Genomic DNA, 18,002 nt, shown 5'->3' on the forward strand with positions numbered 1-18,002 from the left:
GCATCGTAAGAAGTGTATAAAAACCGATTAACCAACTATACCAGGTGGAAACTTTTCGACGCCGATTCCTGGAAAGTTTTCAATGCCGATTGACAGTGCTGCTTATCTGCGTGTTGTTGGCGTCACATTTAAATTTGAATTTTAAGTAATCTGATATATGTCATATTATTCTAGAACAATTAGAAATTATCAAAAACTGTTTAGCAATATGGTGTAGTCTGAATAAAAATAAATCGCATTAGGGTTCGGGCAGCATGCCCCCTTTCGGGAGCATACCCTTCGCGCCGATCGGCGGCGCGACCCTGGAAAGTTCTAAAGGTTAAACAAATAGCTTATGGTGTAATTTCCTTGAAGTGAGCCATTGCGACTCTTGCAGATCTCCTCGATGAATCATCAGCTTCAAGTATTCCATTTTCAATTGCCTGATCCAAACTTACAATACCAACAGCCAAATGAATACGATCCGCAGATGACATATTTTTTTGGTTTAGGGTCGAAAGAGCATGAAATTTTGCTAGTTCTAAATGTTTAGAGATAATTTTTCGATTATCTGCCAAAACCGCAGCTTCAGAATATTTAATTGCCTGATGTAAATGATTTTCTGTCCGACATGCTGAAAGAAAGAATAGAAAGATAAGTGTAACACTGAGGTATAACATCGTGTTAACAACATTATTAATTATTAGCATAAATTTATTTATTTCTCATTATGTTACAAACAAAGTTAGAATTTTCAGAAATCAAAATCAGAAAAATAAGTATAAATTTGTAAAATCATCTTATTGCTTTAAACAAAAATGGATTAAGTGCCCTATTTATAACTTTGCTCAAAGTTTCTTAGGCACAATCCACCCATAATTGATTGCAGCCTGACAGGTATCAGGAACAATATTCAAACGTTGAGCCTGATGCCCATAACAAACACAATTAGTCTTATTGGCGACACACGCAGCGACCTGCAACCAATCGACCGCATCAGAAAGCATTGAGAGCGATTGTTTTGTACTTGGTAAGGCCACAAACTACACGCGACAGGCTGAGATACCGGTATTGCGCTTGCTAGTGGTGTTTCACCCTGGCTGTTTTCTCGGTTCTGTGGATGCGATTGGAGACTCAAGCCGCTCAGTTACACGGCCATAAGTGAACATCGCCGTAGCCTGGACTGCAAAGAGTAGAAAAATAGCCGCTGCAACCATGGTTTCCTCATGGCGATGGGCGATTCCATTTATGGAATCTGCAGGGTATTATTGTTCATAATATCCTGATCGATTTAAAGGTAATTAATCATTCGATAATGTTTAAAAAACGAAATCCGCTGCGTCGATTTCTGATTTTGATATTCCAACGAGGAGAATGTGGCCATCAAAGGCATCTGTCTTACTAGAAATTAATAAACCGGTATTCTCTAAATTGAAATTGAGATCGCTAATTCCTGTAAGATTGAAAGCAGTTAAATCGATTTGATCATCCGTTGCATTGCTACCAAATTCACCATTTGTGATGGCAATATTTCCATCAAATGCTGTGGTAAACACAAAAGTATCGCGAGATCCTGCCGCAGCATCGAGGTATGAGGCATCATCAGTAACTTTGTCACCATCAAAATCGAATTTCGCTGTGGTGGTATTGCCTAAGTTTGCCAATAGGAATTGAGTACCATAACCGATGTTGTTGACTGATATTTCAAATCCACCAGTTTGATTAATCAGATTTAATTCTGTCATTCTCGCTGTTGCATTGTTGGTAGAATTCACATCCGTCATATCTGTGATGATCACATCGCCAGCACCTGAAAATGTTAATGTTGCTACGCCATCTGTTTCGATTGCGGAAAACCTTATATCGTCGGCCTCAGTTGCTGTGCTGATAGTCACTGCGGCATCATTGGTAACACTCAAACCATTTACCGTGATTGCTGTATTAGCATTGATAAGCAAGCTGATGTTTATTCCGGATACATTAATATCATTCTTGTTCTGGTTTGATTGAATTTCGAGTATTCCATCTCCCAGATTATCAATATTTAAATCGCCGCCATCGGTGACGCTACCCGATAGAATGATTTTTTCCACAATTGATCCGGTATTGTCGAAAGAAACAGCATTTTTCGCAGCAGTTAGTTCCAATACTTCAAAACCAGTATGTACAGCACCATTTAAAAGACCAATATCATCACCAGCAATGGCGAAGATATCTTTACCCTCTCCACCGTCGACAATATCGTTAGTATTGATCGTACCCGCAGCGAATACTACTCTGTCATTACCCGCACCTAAATGAATGCTATCGTTAGCATCGCCTGAGAAAATTACATCATTCCCCAAACCACCGGCTATCGTTAAGTTGGTTTTGGCCTTATTGAGATCACATTGCACTCCGCCGCAATTATTTGATGCATCCAATTCTGTTAAAGCAGATGCATCGACAACGGCTGCTACAGTGCCTGTATTGGTTACTATTAATTTCGTAATGGCATTAAATGCAGAAACATCGACAAAGTTTTTTCCAGTTGCAGCAATGCTCAATGTTTCAGTAGCGCTGGCATTATCTGTAGAGGTGATAACGGCGTTGGTTTTAATGCTACCCGCATCAGCTACCGCTAGCGATAAATGATCTGCGTTACTTGTTGCATCATCGAAAGTCTTTATGTCGGTTGTTGAGCTGGTATTTCTAACCCCAAAAATAGCCGCAATCGGCGCAGTTTCATAAGTTAGCGTTCTATCGGATGAAGATGCATTGTTCCAAATTTGTTCTACACCGGTTGTGCGGGCGAAATCGATAATCGCATCAGAAGTTACATTCCGAATGTTCACTATCTCAATTCCGGTCATCATAGGCGTGATCGTTGTTGCTTCATGAAGCGTAGCATTCAAGGTGTCTTTACCGTTACTGCCATCCAAAATATCGCCACTCTCGAGGCTGTTCACCAAATTACCTTTACTGTCACTAACGAGGCCTGCCGTAAAAGTATCATCACCGGCGAAACCTGCAACAGTATCTTGCCCATAAATTAAGTGTGAGAATTCGCTGTGAGAATAGTCGGTAAGCAGGTATTCTTGCGCTTCAGTCACGTCAGTTGGGTATGTGGTGGATACTGCACCAAGTATAGATCGCAGTTCAGTCAGATCATCTGATGAATAGTTCAAAGAATACTGTTCAGCAACCAAAGCTTTGTTGGTAAGTAGTGCTGCGGTATCCCTGAATTCGGGTGCAGGTAAGGTAGATAGGTACTGTACGGCATCATAGACAATTTCTCCCAAGCCAATGCCAGCGTCAATTTGTCCTCTGAAATAAGCTTCAGCTTGAGCATCTGCACTTAAGAGGTCAGGGTTGCCGGTATTAAGGTCAAAATTTTTCATCAATAATTCAGCTTGCTGCTCTTTAGAAATCTCGTGGCATGATGGCATAATCGTGTCAAAAAAATCAGTTTGCATCGCCAAAATTTCAGCCAACTGCAGTGTCGTCATTCCATGAGTTATTGCAGTTGTAAAATCATTTAGATAATTACTTCCTGGCGCAGCGCTGAACAATCCCACGACAATTTTCAGAACTTCTGTTTTTTGCGCATCTGTTATATTTGCAGCTGTCATGTTGATTCCCTTAATTAAATTCAATGAAAAATCAATGCATTATTGATTCTAGATATTGTTCATAGAAGCTTCAATTTGCGATTCCCCGTGGTCTTCCCGCGGGTTCTTTATTTGAGAATACTGCTGATTGAGGTAGATCGACACCAGTTTGATTGCTGGCAAGCATTGCAGGTGATTGTTTTATAAATATACTTAAGGAGACCCTTAACAAGTGTTATTTCGAGCAAGAGTAAGAAATCCATTACATTGATTATTAAGAATTTCTCTCTACGCTCGGAATAACTAATGTGAGTTATTCCGAGAAATTGATGCCAATCACTTCAATGATATTGTTTTAAAAAATAATTATATCACCCGATCCAGTACCCTTGGACTGTTTCCGTACAAAGATCTCTAACTCTGTGCTTTTACGTACAGACTGTCACTGAATAATAAGGCATTCTAAAAATCCTTATAAAAATGAAAGGATTATTATCATGACGAAAATATTACTCACAACAATTATCAGTGGATTTTTATTAGTTGGTGCGCCGGTATTTGCTGCGGATTATCCACAAACTCAAAATAAAACAGATAATAAGGAAAATTCACCAAAGCCAGTTCGTTCCCATTCACCTGACGAGAATAAAGATAATAAGGAAACATACAATTCTTCCAGCGATAACCATCCAGAAGGTCCTCGCGATGATGCGGCCGGGGAACATACATCTAAAAAAGCAAGTAGTAACCCCGCTAAAGAGAAATAAAATTATCGGTACTTTACTTGACCCGCCTCGGCGGGATTTTCCCATCAGCGCACGAAAGCGGACTGAAACGCTTCTGGTGTTTGGAGGAATATTTAAAATATAAAGGGATTATTGTCATGTTTACTAGCGTGCAAATTATTGAAATTAACTCAGACAATATTATCGCTGAGTATCCAATAGAACTATTAGGAGATGATTTATACTAAGATTATTTCACTAAGGCTTGGGAGAAAGCTGTTTATAATGGCCTAGTAGCTGAGTCAGCCCGATCAGATTACTCATTACAATTAGTTAATGAGGATCCTGCTATATCCAGTGAAAATTATTCATTAAATTAGCAGGTTACAGCCAAGTCATTAAACTCCTATGGCGATTATTTTGTTTTCTAAAGTTGCGCATGGGAAATCGAACCGAAGTGGTCTTCTTAAGCTGTGCAGACTGAAGTAAGATTAAGCTCTGCCAAAGTTGATTGTCAAGCTCAGACAGGCTGATGGATTATGTCCGTTCTGCAGATCCGTGTTACGGAAGGCATAGCGAACTCCAGCAATCTTAGCTACGGCAGCCGTAGAATCGCAAAAGCACTGAATGAATGTATCGGGTTATCCGGTTGGTCGCTGGGAAGCTCGAAGCCTGATGCGAGAAGCGGGTGTGCAAATGCGGTACCGGCAGAAGTACAAGGAGTAATCATAAACAACCGGTGTTCGAGAACAAGCTGAATCCATTGCTGTTAAAATATCAGCTAATCGCTATCTAATTAATCAATAAGATTGTTAATTTCAGAATCAGTTTTCATGACCTATGTCCTGAAATTCTCAAACTGATTCCCAATTTATTAGGAGCAAAGAAATTTATGAAAACTACTATAAACTTGAAACCAGAAGACATCACTGAATTACGCAACAAATGGTATTGGTTTTTGATCATAGGCGTTATTAGTTTGATTGGGGGAGTTTTTTCCTTATATCAACCGTTTTTTGCAACCCTTACTGTAGAAATTTTAGTTGCCTGGATATTTGTTTTTTCCGGTATTGCAAGTATCTTGCAAGCCTTCCAGACCGAACAGAAAGGAAAAGGTTGGATCATAACGTCAGGCACGTTATCGATAATATTGGGTATTGTACTTATTCTTAATCCGATAGAAGGTATTTTTAGCCTTACTCTTGTGGTTGCATCGTTACTAATGGTTTACGGAATTACGCAGATTTTTTATGCATACCAGCTTCGCTCATTTCGTGGTTGGATCTGGCTATTGTTTGGCGGCATCATGGTAGTCTTGTTTGGTGCCATAATTTTGGTTCAAATCGATAAATTGGCTGGTATTGCACTTGGAACCCTTCTCGCGATTAATTTGATTATGAATGGAACCATGCTTATATTGGCCTCCTTTTCAATCAAGAAACTTAAAGAATCTAATGAGTTACCAGCGGATGCGAATACTTAATCGCGAACGCATTTCATCTTTTCGATGATCCATATAATTATATTTACTGAGTTTAAATTATGAAATTATTTATCACTACGGCAAGTACAATGATGATTATTTTAATGGCGGGATGTGTCGCAGAACCAGTAGTTGGAGTTCCTGTCGCTCCAGCTATACCGGCTGGTGTTACTTATGTTGCACCTGCTTATGTACGTCCAGGCCCTGGATATTTATGGAATTATCATGTTCAATACGGATGGGGTTGGCATCATCCCCAATATGGATGGCATCGAGGCTGGTGATCATTCATTTCTTTTCTGCCAGTACATAAGAGAAGAGCACTTAGATCAATATTGACTAAGTGCTCTTTTGTTTTATGCATTTATCACCAGTACAAAGCCGGGGTTAACCTACGAGCTACTCCTGTAGGTATGTTTGAATTCTTTGGTGAAGGATCACTTGGAATTACTCCAGAAGGGAGCTGCATTTCTTCTTCTGCAGTTTTTGCTTTTGCTGCCTTTTCTTTATCGATAATAAGGTCAGGTTTAAGGTTCGGTCCGATACTTTCTCTCTCAACAAACTGATGGTTTGGATGAAAAGATTTATCAAAAGCAAATGCACTACCTGTAAAAAAAGCCATATACATAATAGTCGCTATCGTTAAGATTTTTCCTTGATTCATAATAATTCTCCATTTAATTGTGTCAATTTCAAATAATAATGGAAGAATCTAAACTAATCTATCTTATTTTTTACTTCTGAAGATTTATCTTTAATCAAATCCTTTCCTTCTTCAACGCGGTTATCAACTTTTTTCTTCGCACATTCGACATCAGTACCAGTACAAGTCGCTTCTTCTACACGATTTACTGCTTTGCTCGCATCGCGTTTGATTTCATTTTTAGTTGCTTCGCCTTTTTCATACAGTGTTTCAGCAGCATATGCAGTTGAGAAAAACAAACCGATAGTCAGTGCCAGTAGTAAATTAGATGTTTTCATTTTGAATATAGCTCCTTAATTTAGAATTATTTATTTACCATTCATAAGATTACAAAATTGATAATAACCATTCTTCTCAGACTTATCTGTTCGGTTGCGTACAATATGCTGTTAATTATTCTACTCTGATTGTGCATAGGCGCACTGCAAGAAACATTCGACAATAGCATAGTTCTGTCTCGCCCGGTGTGGTGCTTAAAACGTTTGGATCACCTGGGGTGTTTATGCCATCTCCTTCTCAATATTTGACGCGTACGCGATAAGTCAGCGTAGTTTCACTATCCGCTGCAACAGGCACCTTCCACTCCGCCAAACTGGCGCTGAGTTTCACATGCGGCAAAGATTCGGATATCACTTCCCAATCACCGGGTATGGGTTCTTGGATTTGCACGGTGATCGCTTCTTTCTTGGCATTTTTTAAGGTAACTTGATACGCAGTTTCAAATACGCTGGAATGACGCACTGTGCCGGCAATTTGTTGGAAATCAGTTTGTATTTTGTCAGCGGTGATATCGAATGCACTGCCTAGCTTAAGGCGTATGAGTTCATTACTGGGCGTGTGATCAATGCGATCTTCCCCGACGAATTGGCTATTGCCCTGCAAATCCTTCTTGTAAACGCGAATAACACCTCTGGGCAATGGAATACCCAAGCCCTCCCCTTTATTGCGAAAATTGATGAATACATGGATCTTGTGCTTTTGACTGATCGTATCGTGCTTTCCGGAATAATAATAATCCGCCCCCCGCAACAAATACTCTTTGTTGAAAGGAATATTCAGCGCGGACATCAGTGCAACCTGTTTGGTCTGATTTTCAGAAAGTGTCGTGGGATGCTGCAAGGTATACAGATGATACTCAAAGAATGACTCTTCCTTCATCTGCGATGCATCAACTGCTTCTGTTGCCATCGCCATCATTTTTCGGGCAATGCGTTGTTCGGGTTGCACACGATTGATATCACCCGCGACTAATTGCAGATTGGCATTGTAATAAGCAATGCCACTTTGGTTGGTCAGCGTGACAAGACCATTCAGATTCAGCGAATTGCCAGTTTCACTTAAAGCAACCACATAATCAGCGTGCCAGGATAGTCCTTGCGTTAAATAGGAAAGCTCCAAATCGTGTTTACCCTGGGATGGACTCAGCAGTGAAACAAGCAAAGTGGGTTTATCACGCAAATTCTTCGGTACACCAGGAAATATCATCCGCCCCGGCACACCCGTTTCGATACGGTCATTAAATTTCAGCACCACGCCGTCATTGGTTGAAAGGATAGTGGCCGCTTCGCTCGTCTCTGCGCCTGTAATCGGATTGGTGCGAATAACGGTGATCTCCTTGCCGGAATATTTTTCCAGCAGCTTCGCCGGGGTGAGCAGGTCAAAATCAAAATTCTGCTCGAGCAAGCGAAACTTAGAAGGCGCGGTGAGATTACGCAGCAATGCGGTCTCAGGGCGGATCTGGGCTGACACATCGCGCCATGCCAAACGATTAATATCCTGATCCAATGTAACTTGGCGCAAATCTTTTATCAGAGCCAAGTTTTCATTGTAAATCGTGATCGCGATATTTTCCTGGTCCTGGGCCGTTGAAACTTTTTCTTCCACTGTGGCTGCATGAGAATTACATATAATGATGGAAGAAATAACCGCAACGGCTACAGTCCCAGTACATTTCTCAAGAAAACCTGTGTTCTTCAGATGCTTCGTCATGCGTATACACTCACTATAATTCAACATAATTAATTTCCTCATTTCAATACAAAATTCTGTTTGCCGCGCATCTCCGCAAAGAGCAGCTGATATATTGAGAACCGCCATCAGATTCTGCTTGATTTACGTTTCCTGTATGCACGAATGCAGACATTTAATGATCTGGACACACATACATTCCAGCATACCTGTCTTGCTCAGTTATCGAAGCTGCAACCGATGCGTTTGCATTTGATGTGCGGTGAGCGATGCCGATAAATCTCCGCTGATAATCATGGCGTCGTCGATGTCCGTTTCAATATGCGTAGTTCTTTTCCCCGATAAAATATCGGAGGCGAGCGATAATGTGTAATCGCGCGCCACATTGGCCTGGTTCCAGACTCGCGCTATCACACCCTGATTTATTCCGTCCTCAGCCGGTTTCAAAGCCCACAGCAGCACATCCGGATCGGAAATGGTTAGAAATGTATGACTGTTTTCACTGTAAACCGGATTTGATCCGATCACAACACCCGTTACGAATGGATTTTGGTGTTCGAGCGAGAATTTCATCGCCGCTGTTTGATTAAAGGCGCCGTGTGTTTGCAGGGCAAACCGCTGCAAAAATCGTGAATCGCCGCCCTGATTGGGAATTCCGAAATGCTTGCCATCCACTTGGCCGCCCGCCAGAATGCTCAGTTGCGGCGTGTCGGTATCAAGCTCGGTAAGTGTGCTGTTGCCCAGTTTCATATAATACGCATCAGGGTTTGAAAGCGTTACGCCAACATTATCGTCGGATACATCGGCGAAATGATTGATCGTCAGCCAATCATACCGCGCATTCTGCGGCGAATAATGTCCGCCATTCGGCAGCAGTTTGGCGCGAATGACCGCACCAACCTCTTCATGCCAAACATCGGACGAATCGATGTTGAATGAGTAACCCCACGTCAGCGTCTCACCGAAATTTTGCAGAATATCGTTCTGAATTTCGATGCGATTGCTGCCGCGAATCAATGTAATACGCGTCGTATGCAAATGCGGACTCATGGAAATCACTCGTAGGGTTACACTCACTGCACCAGGATTCTTGCTTGCAAAACTGCCGCCCCTTCCCCCCAGATCGTTAACCCATCGGTCATTTATCTTGCGCACAAATTCCCGATTTCCTTGCGTCTTATCGATCAGACTCGTAATCGCGCCGGTGTTTGAAACGGTGATGCGGTAAAAATCGTTTTCAATGATATTGCCGATCGCGCTTACCGCATTTGAAAATGAAATTCCAGCGCCGTTTCTGATTTCAAACACTTTGTAACCGACCGAAGGCACATCGCTGGCCAGAATTCTCAATCGGGTTTGTCCGTCAATCCTCACATACTGCCAAGGCACTTGCTGCCCGGTTGCCACATCAACGACATGAATCAGGCTTTTATTGTCGACAGGAAAATCCGCATAATCGGTTCTGTTCCAACTCAGGCTGTTGAACACGTAAAATCTCGGATTGGTGCCGCTTCGGGCAATCATCGTGCTAAGCTGATTTTTTGCGTCCTCGTGCAGCGTGTCGACGTACGATGTAATCTCACCTTCGATTCTACGCTGCCAGTCAGCTCTGTCGGCACGCGAAACAGGGCCATCTGCAGTCCAGTTATGTTCATAGTACAAACCGAAATTGAGCATCGCTTTATCGCGTGCCGCAATCCGGCTATTCATAAAGGTAGAATTTTTCAAAGAAACCAGCGTAGCCAGCGCATCAGCACTGCGCAGCTTCTCCACGGCGCGTTTAACCCGTGCTGAAACTTCCGCCATTGAAGCCGAATACAGCTCCCATTCATTGCCATAACTGGCTGCAAAGGTTTCCAATTCTGCGCCGTGATGTGCTTCAAAATCCCTAAAAAAATCCAATTGATTCGACACAATGACTTGGCGTTTTTCGGTAGTTAATTGCTTCGCGGCAGTGACAAATTCATCGTCGATGGTGATGAGATCATCTTCTCCCTTGCCAAAAACACCAATGACCGGGAAAGGATAGCGCGTTGCAAATGACATATCCGTATCGATAAATGGAATCGTTGCATAAGGGTCGCGCCCTTCGGCATAACTGCCAATGGAGGTATTATCGCCCGTAATATTGAGCAATAGTGAATTCCATTTCATCAAAATGCGGCTATCGTCGCGACCGCCGAGATAATAAATCTCGCGTTCGCGGTTACTCAGGTGCGGCACATGCGTGGCGCATCCACACACGCCCTTCCACGAATACTTGGCTCCCGATCCGGCCCACAGCGACGATAGGCCGTATGGCAAAGTTTGATTTTCCATCGCAATCGCCAGTGGAAAATCAATGCCGTGTGCACGTTGGATTAATCCCGGATAATACATGCCGCGCAAAATCGCTTCCGCCGGCGTACCGCCACTTGACAGCACCAGTGCGTTGAGCGGCACACTGAAATGCCCGTCCTTGATGCGGTTAATCAATCGTTGGAATTGCGTCACTGAGCGATTTTTTTGATAAACCCACAACCAAAAACTACCGTCGGCATTCCAGCGCGCCTGATACGGCGGAGGGCTTGCCGCAGTCGCATCCATCTGATCCAGGTAATAGTCGATAGTAGTCAGAAAAACATCCTGATATTCGGCTTCGTTTGCCGTCCACATGTAATCGGTATGATCATCCGGCGCAAGATAAATCCGCTTTTGGGCAAAACTCTGTTGTGCAATTAACAGGATCAGTAAAAAGACACAGCCGCTTAAAATAATACCTTTCATACCGACCATTGAAAAATTGTAAAAGAATCTGAGCGTTGAGTCATATCCAATTTAGTTAAAAATATCGCCCAAAAAGTCAGCAATCGATCGATACGCGCGATTTGCTGCCGCTTCCTTGTATACCGTTCCGAAATCAGGATTATTGGCTTTCGGATTCGTGAAAGCGTGCATCGTGCCGCCGTAAACATGAATCTGCCAATCCACGCCTGCTTGCGTCATTTCGGTTTCAAATGCGCACACCTGCTCCGGCGGCACCATCGGATCATCGTGACCATGCAGGCAAAGTACTTTGGCGACTATAGTTTCATTTGCGACAGTCCCCGGTGTCAAAATGCCGTGAATACTGATCACCCCGCGCACGTCCGCTCCCGAGCGAGCCAATTCCAGCACGCACATACCGCCAAAACAATAACCCATGGCTGCAACTCTGGTTGCGTCGACTTGTGGCAGTTGCCGTACTATGCTCAGGGCGGTATTGATTCTGCGCCGGAGTAATGCCCGATCTTTCGCAAACGGACTCATCAATGCACCGTTCTTCTCAGCATCGCCATCAGCGCCGACAATCCCCTTGCCATACATATCCAGCGCAAAACCCACATAGCCCATGTCGGCGACTCTTTTGGCAGCTTTACAGGCAAATTCGCGCCGCCCGCTCCAATCGTGCGCTACCAACACAGCGGGCTTAGGCTCACCGGTGTCGTGATACGCTAGGTACCCCTCCAATCGACGGCTGCCATCTTCATAATCAATGTTTTTTGTAATCATATTTCTCTTCCTTTATTAAATATTCACCAGCAATATATTACTCCCCTCATTAAAGAGCATAGCATCTTGTTCAATGACAATTGCTCAACAAAGACTATTTTATATTGCATTTGCAAACTCTCCCGTTGCAAAAAATTCAATAAATAAAAATCTGATTCGATAACAACGGCATCTTGCTATCGCACATATCTCATCTATGCAACTGAATATTTATGCTGCGACAGCAAGAACACTTTGATTGTTATGAAACTTTATAACAATTAAAGGATCTGAAGAAATCTCGTATACAAAACCTTTATGAGGAATTTATAAAATGGCACTTCTAAGAAATAAAATTTTTTCCACATGCGTAGCAGCTTCTTTGCTATGTGCAACCAGCACAGTATTTGCGGAAAGCGTCGCCATCAAATACGATCAAATATTCATCGCTGACAAAGGCCTGGTTGTTAAGGATTTGCTCACCGGACAACTGAATCAATGCACCGCACCACCCTTGCTCGATCCAGCAGGTAATGATGTCACCAGCTTACTGGCAACTGCAACCGATGTCGTCATCAAGCGCAATTATGCAATCGTGACTGTGCACCCGCTTGATAGTCAAGGCAACGCGCTGACCGACACCGTGACTGTCGACGTATCTAAGTGCTTGGTACAAAAAACTATTCCCGTCAAAGAATGTATCTCCACCGTGGATCTGGACAGGGGCGTTTTGACGATCCCATGCGTTCAGATTAATGACTCCATTGTCACAGTCAATATGGATCGCCGCGGCAGTTCGTCTAATTGGGAAGTCACATTCCTTCAAGATAATGCCAACATGGCAAATTACAGCGATGCCAGCAATGATGATGAGGAAGATGACGACAGCAAAAGTAAGCAAAAAGGTCATTAAAAATGATCATGATTGATCAGCTTTACTGCTGATTGCATCTCACAGGGCGGTAATATTATGAAAATAATCACTGCCGCCCTGCCCCAAAGTAACATCAGGTAAAATCCATTTTCAGGAATATTTAATCTGAAAATCGATTCAAAAGAATGTTAGCCTTGCTATACCAGCGATCCAGCAAGCCATATCATTAATTGACCTAAAAAGGAACCTGATCATGACTAACAAACTCCACCAAGTTGTACTCAGTATTTCAGCGTTATCAATCTGCGCATTATCCAATCCGGTCTGGGCGCAGGATCTATCGACGCAGAAAATTCTACCGCTGGAATTATCAGCTCAGGCAGCCATGGCGGCTGTAAAAAAATGTCATGACGATGGATTCAAGGTCAGCGTTGCCATTGTCGACCAATCCGGATTAGTCAAAGTACAGTTAAAAGCCGATGGCGCCGGACCGCATACGCTGGATAGCAGCCGCCGCAAAGCTTACACAGCGAATAGTCTGCGCGACTCGACACAGAAATATGCCATGCTGGTGGCGCAAAAACCAGAATTACAAGGCCTGGCACGAATGAATGAAAACATTCTGTTGTTGGGCGGCGGCTTCCCCATCAAGATCGGCGGTGAAGTGGTCGGCGGTATCGGTGTAGGCGGTGCTCCCGGAATTCAGTTCGATGAAGTGTGCGCCAGCGCTGCACTTAAAGTCCTGAAAGCGGACGACACGTTCGAAAGCAAGTAATTGTTGGAGAACAGATAGGATACAAGAAGCTCGTTACACCAATTTTGTCATTCCGAGTACATGAGGAATTTTTGGAGTCAATATCCTAGTTCCTCATGCGCTCGACATGGCAGTTCTGCAAAAACCTGCTAAGCAAAATCGACTGCCACATTCTGCCCCACCAGCAATACCGCGTCATCATGGGTATATACATGGTAATAACCGGAACCGCGGGGGCCACCGTCGACCCAGCCGTCGTCCTGGACAGTAATATGATCTCCGGCATTGCCATTGATTCTGAGCGTATTACTGGTATCCGACAGATTCAACAAACCTTCTGCGGTTAATGTCAATGTATTGTCGCCCCTGCCATACAAGCAGATGGTTTCAATACCGTGGATTTTGTTGCTGAAGCTTGCCAAATCCAGATTCAGATCCTTGCCGTCCAGGTGCAACGTGTCGTTGCCGCTGCCGCCGTCAACCGAGCCAAAACCAAGATCCGCCACCTGGATGTAATCATCACCGGTACCGCCATGAAACACATCCGCGCCGCCACGGCCGATCATTTTGTCGTTGCCGTCACCGGCTTCAAAAATATCCGCCGCTGATGTGCCCTTGAGGACATCATTTCCGGGCGTGCCCGCAATGACATTGCCACCACCACCACCACCAAAGTCGCTGCGACCGAAGATGACGTAACTGGAACCGGAGATACCACCGACCATCAAATCATCAAACCCATCGCCATTGACGTCCCCCGCATCGCTGACTGAAGCACCTGACTCGCCAAACGCCGTCACGCCATCCAGGCGAATGCCGTTATTACCATCCAGGCTGGATAAATCCATCGCAGCAGCAAAACCGGAGACTTTACCAAACACCACATAGGTGGAACCGGAATTGTTATACGGGCCATCGAAAGAGACACCGACGAGTACGTCATCAAAGCCATCGCCATTGACATCTCCCGCACTACTGATTGATCTACCGGAAAAGACATCCTCGGTTACGCCATCGAGGCGAAAGCCGTTGTTGCCGTCGAGACTGGATAAATTTATCGCGGCATCAAAACCGGCAGCTTTGCCAAATACCACATAACTGGAACCAGAGTAATCGCCATTCGGGTTAGCATTTGGCGCACCGACGATCACATCATCAAAACCATCGCTGTTGACATCTCCCGCATTGCTGACCGAAAAGCCAGAAATATCACCCGCTTCCTCTCCATCTAACCGAAAACCATTGTTGCCATCGAGACTGGACAAATCCATCGCGGCATCGAAACCGGTGGCTTTGCCAAACACCACGTAACTCGATCCTGCGTTGTGAATGCCGTTCGGGTCAGCATCAGTCGCGCCGACAATCACATCATCAAAGCCGTCGCCATTGACATCCCCGGCAGTGTTGACCGAATAGCCCGAACGATCATTTGCTTCAACCCCATCCAAACGGAAACCGTTACTGCCATCTAAGCTGGACAAATCCAACGTGGCATCAAAACCAGATGCTTGACCAAACACCACATAACTGGCACCGGAGACCTGCGAGTCAGAATAAAATTCACCAGGCGCACCAACAATTACATCATCGAAACCGTCACCATTGACATCCCCGGCACTGCTGACTGATTCTCCTGAAGAATCATAATCTTCCACGCCATCCAGACGGAAACCATTACTGCCATCCAAGCTGGACAGATCCAACGTGGCATCAAAACCGGCAGCCTTGCCAAACACCACGTAACTGGAGCCGGATCTCTCGCCATTCGGGTCAGCATCAGGGGCACTGACAATCACATCATCAAAACCGTCACCATTGACATCCCCGGCACTGCTGACTGATCTTCCTGAAGAATCATAATCTTTCACTCCATTGAGACGGAAACCATTACTGCCATCGAGGCTGGCTAAATCCATCGTTGCAGCAAAACCGCCAGCCTTGCCAAACACCACATAACTAGATCCTGCTGCATTGATGTCGTTCGGATCAGCGCTACTAATCCCGATAATTAAGTCATCAAAACCATCGCCGTTGACATCACCTGCATTGCTGACCGATCCTCCCGACGAATTATTTGCCGATCCGTCCAGGCGGAAACCGTTATTGCCATCGAGATCGGCCAAATTGATCACATTTGTTGCTAGCGGTACGTCTGCACTTATCTCCCTATTCACCCGCAGCACCGCCCCGCTATGCAAAAAAATACGATAATCGCCATCGACACCACCATCTGTCCAACCGTTAGTGAGCGCTATGACACGATCACCCGCATTACCATCCACGGTAAGCGTACCGAGGCTGAATAAACTCGACAAATCTGGCAAACTGAGCGTCAGGGTATTGTCTCCGTTACCAGTCAGATCAATTGATTCGATGTCATTTATGGCATTGTGAAAGTTGGCCAGATCCAGATTAAGACCGCCACCCGCCAATTTCAGCGTATCGGTGTCGTTTCCACCATCTGCCAATTGAAAGCTGAGGTCCGCAACCGCGATGGTATCGTCACCGTCACCTCCGAGAAACATATCCGCCCCGCCACGGCCAATCATGCTATCGTTACCGTTACCCGCTTCGAAGCGGTCTGCTGCCGGCGTGCCGGTGAGTTTGTCATTGCCGGCAGTGCCCCGGATCGTCTTATCATTAGTAAATTCACTGCGGCCAAACAGCACGTAGCTGGAACCGGAATTGTTGCCGTTCGGATCAGTGCGTGGTGCACCGATAATCACATCATCAAACCCATCGCCGTTGACATCTCCTGCATGGCTGACAGCGCTGCCCGATTCATCAGATGCTGCTGCCCCCTCCAGACGCACACCGATATTGCTGTCCGGATCGAACAGATCCAATGTGGCACTAAATCCAGAAGCCTGGCCAAACACCACATAGCTGGATCCAGCATAGGCATTCGTATCAGCATCGACAACGCCAACGATCAAATCATCAAACCCGTCATCATTGATATCGCCTGCACTATTGAACGCCATAGACGGATTTTGACCTACAGAACTCACATCTCCCGCAAATAAGTGGAAGCCGTTGCTGCCATCGAGACTGGATGGATCCAGCGTAGCATCAAATCCCGAAGCGCGCCCAAACACCACATAACCGGCTTGGTAGCTCGAGTACCGGGTAAATCCCGAGATTTCTACCAACATATCAGAAAAACCATCGCCATTGATGTCTCCTGCACTGCTGACCGAGGAACTCGAGGCAGATGATTCATCCATGCGAAAGCCATTGCTGCCATCGAGAGTAGATAAATCCAGCGTGGCATCAAAGCCGGAAGTCTTACCAAATACCACGTAATGGGCATCGCGAGAGAGCGTGTAGTATCCATAGCTGTACTTGTTGGCACCGGGAGCATCCACAATAACATCATCAAGTCCATCACCGTTGATATCCCCTGCGCTGCTGACTGCGCTTCCCAAATGGTAATCCTCCGCCACGCCGTCCATGCGAAAACCATTATTGCCATCGAGAGTAGATAAATCCAGCGTGGCATCAAAACCGGAAGCCTGACCAAATACCACGTAACTGGAACCGGAATTCTCGCCGTGCGGGTCGGCGTCAGGCGCGCCGATAATCACATCATCAAAGCCATCGCCGTTGACGTCGCCGGCATCGCTGATCGAGAAGCCTAACTGGCCGCCTACTGTTACCCCATCCAGCAGAAAACCATTGCTGCCATCGAGGCTGGATAGATCCTGCGTGGCATCAAAACCCGAAGTGCGCCCAAATACTACATAACTGGACCCGAAGCTATTGTCGTTCGAAGTATCACCAATGGCACGGATAAACATATCCTCCAGTCCATCGCCATTAACGTCCCCTGCGTTAACGATTGTAGTCTGCGAATGATTATGGGATGTCTCCTCATCCACGCGGAAACCATTACTACCATCGAGGCTGGACAAATCCAGCGCAGCGGAAAAACCGGAAGCCTTGCCAAACACCACATAGCTGGTTTCAAAACCATTGCTATGGCTGTACGCATCATGACCAAAGGTACGGACAAACAAATCATCAAAACCGTCGCCATTGATATCCCCTGCATCGCTGGATGAGATGCTCGAATAATCATATGTCGATTCCGTATTTACACGGAACCCATTGCTGCCGTCGAGGCTGGATAGATCCAGTGCAGCATCAAAATCGGTAGCTTTACCAAACACCACATAACTGGATCCTGAGGAGCTATCACCGTGCGGGTCACGGCCACTATCTTGGACAATCACATCATCAAAGCCATCCCCATTGATATCGCCTGCATTACTCACTGAACTGCCCGAATAGTCACTTGCCGCTGTTCCATCCAAACGAAAACCATTGCTGCCGTCGAGACTGGATAAATTGATTATTGCTGTAGCCATGACCGATAATCTCCACAAAAGAATTAATCAACTAACAACTTGAAAA

The 18,002-nt window shown here is 45.0% G+C and carries 13 protein-coding genes and 1 pseudogene; 6 read left to right on the plus strand and 8 right to left on the minus strand.

The window, feature by feature from the left end:
• Nucleotides 1-332: 332 nt before the first annotated feature.
• Together smbP and C8R34_RS02435 are read right to left on the minus strand one after the other, a co-directional pair.
• The gene (smbP, locus tag C8R34_RS02425; RefSeq protein ID WP_110337495.1) at nucleotides 333-689 is read right to left on the minus strand and encodes a small metal-binding protein SmbP; all 357 of its coding nucleotides are present in this window, start codon (nucleotides 687-689) and stop codon (nucleotides 333-335) included.
• A 609-nt stretch (nucleotides 690-1,298) separates the two neighbouring features.
• Nucleotides 1,299-3,590 carry a hypothetical protein gene (locus C8R34_RS02435; protein WP_110337497.1) on the minus strand — a complete coding sequence of 764 codons (2,292 nt, stop codon included), beginning with the start codon at nucleotides 3,588-3,590 and terminating at the stop codon, nucleotides 1,299-1,301.
• A 476-nt stretch (nucleotides 3,591-4,066) separates the two neighbouring features.
• Here C8R34_RS02435 and C8R34_RS02440 point away from each other — a divergent pair, with 476 nt between their 5' ends.
• The 4 genes and pseudogenes from C8R34_RS02440 (at nucleotide 4,067) to C8R34_RS16615 (ending at nucleotide 6,061) form a co-directional block, all read left to right on the plus strand.
• Nucleotides 4,067-4,336, plus strand: coding sequence for a hypothetical protein (locus C8R34_RS02440; RefSeq protein ID WP_110337499.1), 270 nt, complete (start codon nucleotides 4,067-4,069; stop codon nucleotides 4,334-4,336).
• A gap of 530 nt (nucleotides 4,337-4,866) precedes the next feature.
• A pseudogene (locus C8R34_RS02445) lies at nucleotides 4,867-5,054 on the plus strand (IS3 family transposase); the annotation flags it as partial.
• A gap of 132 nt (nucleotides 5,055-5,186) precedes the next feature.
• Nucleotides 5,187-5,777 carry an HdeD family acid-resistance protein gene (locus C8R34_RS02450; protein ID WP_110337501.1) on the plus strand — a complete coding sequence of 197 codons (591 nt, stop codon included), beginning with the start codon at nucleotides 5,187-5,189 and terminating at the stop codon, nucleotides 5,775-5,777.
• 59 nt (nucleotides 5,778-5,836) lie between these two features.
• The gene (locus tag C8R34_RS16615; RefSeq protein WP_110337503.1) at nucleotides 5,837-6,061 is read left to right on the plus strand and encodes a hypothetical protein; all 225 of its coding nucleotides are present in this window, start codon (nucleotides 5,837-5,839) and stop codon (nucleotides 6,059-6,061) included.
• Between the two features lie 83 nt (nucleotides 6,062-6,144).
• Here the strand turns inward: C8R34_RS16615 and C8R34_RS02460 are convergent, their stop codons facing one another.
• The 5 genes from C8R34_RS02460 to C8R34_RS02480 all read right to left on the minus strand — a co-directional run bounded on the left by C8R34_RS02460 (nucleotide 6,145) and on the right by C8R34_RS02480 (nucleotide 11,979).
• A complete protein-coding gene (locus C8R34_RS02460) occupies nucleotides 6,145-6,441 on the minus strand; it encodes a hypothetical protein (protein ID WP_110337505.1) in 297 nt (98 codons plus the stop codon).
• Nucleotides 6,442-6,494: 53 nt separating this feature from the next.
• Nucleotides 6,495-6,758 carry a hypothetical protein gene (locus C8R34_RS02465; RefSeq protein ID WP_110337507.1) on the minus strand — a complete coding sequence of 88 codons (264 nt, stop codon included), beginning with the start codon at nucleotides 6,756-6,758 and terminating at the stop codon, nucleotides 6,495-6,497.
• A 238-nt stretch (nucleotides 6,759-6,996) separates the two neighbouring features.
• Entirely contained in the window at nucleotides 6,997-8,469 is a 1,473-nt protein-coding gene (locus tag C8R34_RS02470) for a DUF4139 domain-containing protein (protein WP_110337750.1), read from the minus strand.
• Nucleotides 8,470-8,670: 201 nt separating this feature from the next.
• Nucleotides 8,671-11,214, minus strand: coding sequence for a glycoside hydrolase (locus C8R34_RS02475; protein WP_165872512.1), 2,544 nt, complete (start codon nucleotides 11,212-11,214; stop codon nucleotides 8,671-8,673).
• A gap of 51 nt (nucleotides 11,215-11,265) precedes the next feature.
• Nucleotides 11,266-11,979 (minus strand): dienelactone hydrolase family protein, encoded by a 714-nt coding sequence (locus C8R34_RS02480; protein ID WP_110337511.1) that lies wholly within the window; start codon nucleotides 11,977-11,979, stop codon nucleotides 11,266-11,268.
• Between the two features lie 313 nt (nucleotides 11,980-12,292).
• Here C8R34_RS02480 and C8R34_RS02485 point away from each other — a divergent pair, with 313 nt between their 5' ends.
• Both C8R34_RS02485 and C8R34_RS02490 read left to right on the plus strand, forming a co-directional pair.
• Nucleotides 12,293-12,871 (plus strand): hypothetical protein, encoded by a 579-nt coding sequence (locus tag C8R34_RS02485; RefSeq protein WP_110337513.1) that lies wholly within the window; start codon nucleotides 12,293-12,295, stop codon nucleotides 12,869-12,871.
• Between the two features lie 214 nt (nucleotides 12,872-13,085).
• Nucleotides 13,086-13,607 (plus strand): heme-binding protein, encoded by a 522-nt coding sequence (locus C8R34_RS02490; protein ID WP_110337515.1) that lies wholly within the window; start codon nucleotides 13,086-13,088, stop codon nucleotides 13,605-13,607.
• A gap of 128 nt (nucleotides 13,608-13,735) precedes the next feature.
• Here the strand turns inward: C8R34_RS02490 and C8R34_RS02495 are convergent, their stop codons facing one another.
• Nucleotides 13,736-17,956 carry an FG-GAP repeat protein gene (locus tag C8R34_RS02495; protein ID WP_110337517.1) on the minus strand — a complete coding sequence of 1,407 codons (4,221 nt, stop codon included), beginning with the start codon at nucleotides 17,954-17,956 and terminating at the stop codon, nucleotides 13,736-13,738.
• Nucleotides 17,957-18,002 lie beyond the last annotated feature (46 nt).

The organism is Nitrosomonas sp. Nm84, assembly GCF_003201565.1.
Taxonomy (GTDB): domain Bacteria; phylum Pseudomonadota; class Gammaproteobacteria; order Burkholderiales; family Nitrosomonadaceae; genus Nitrosomonas.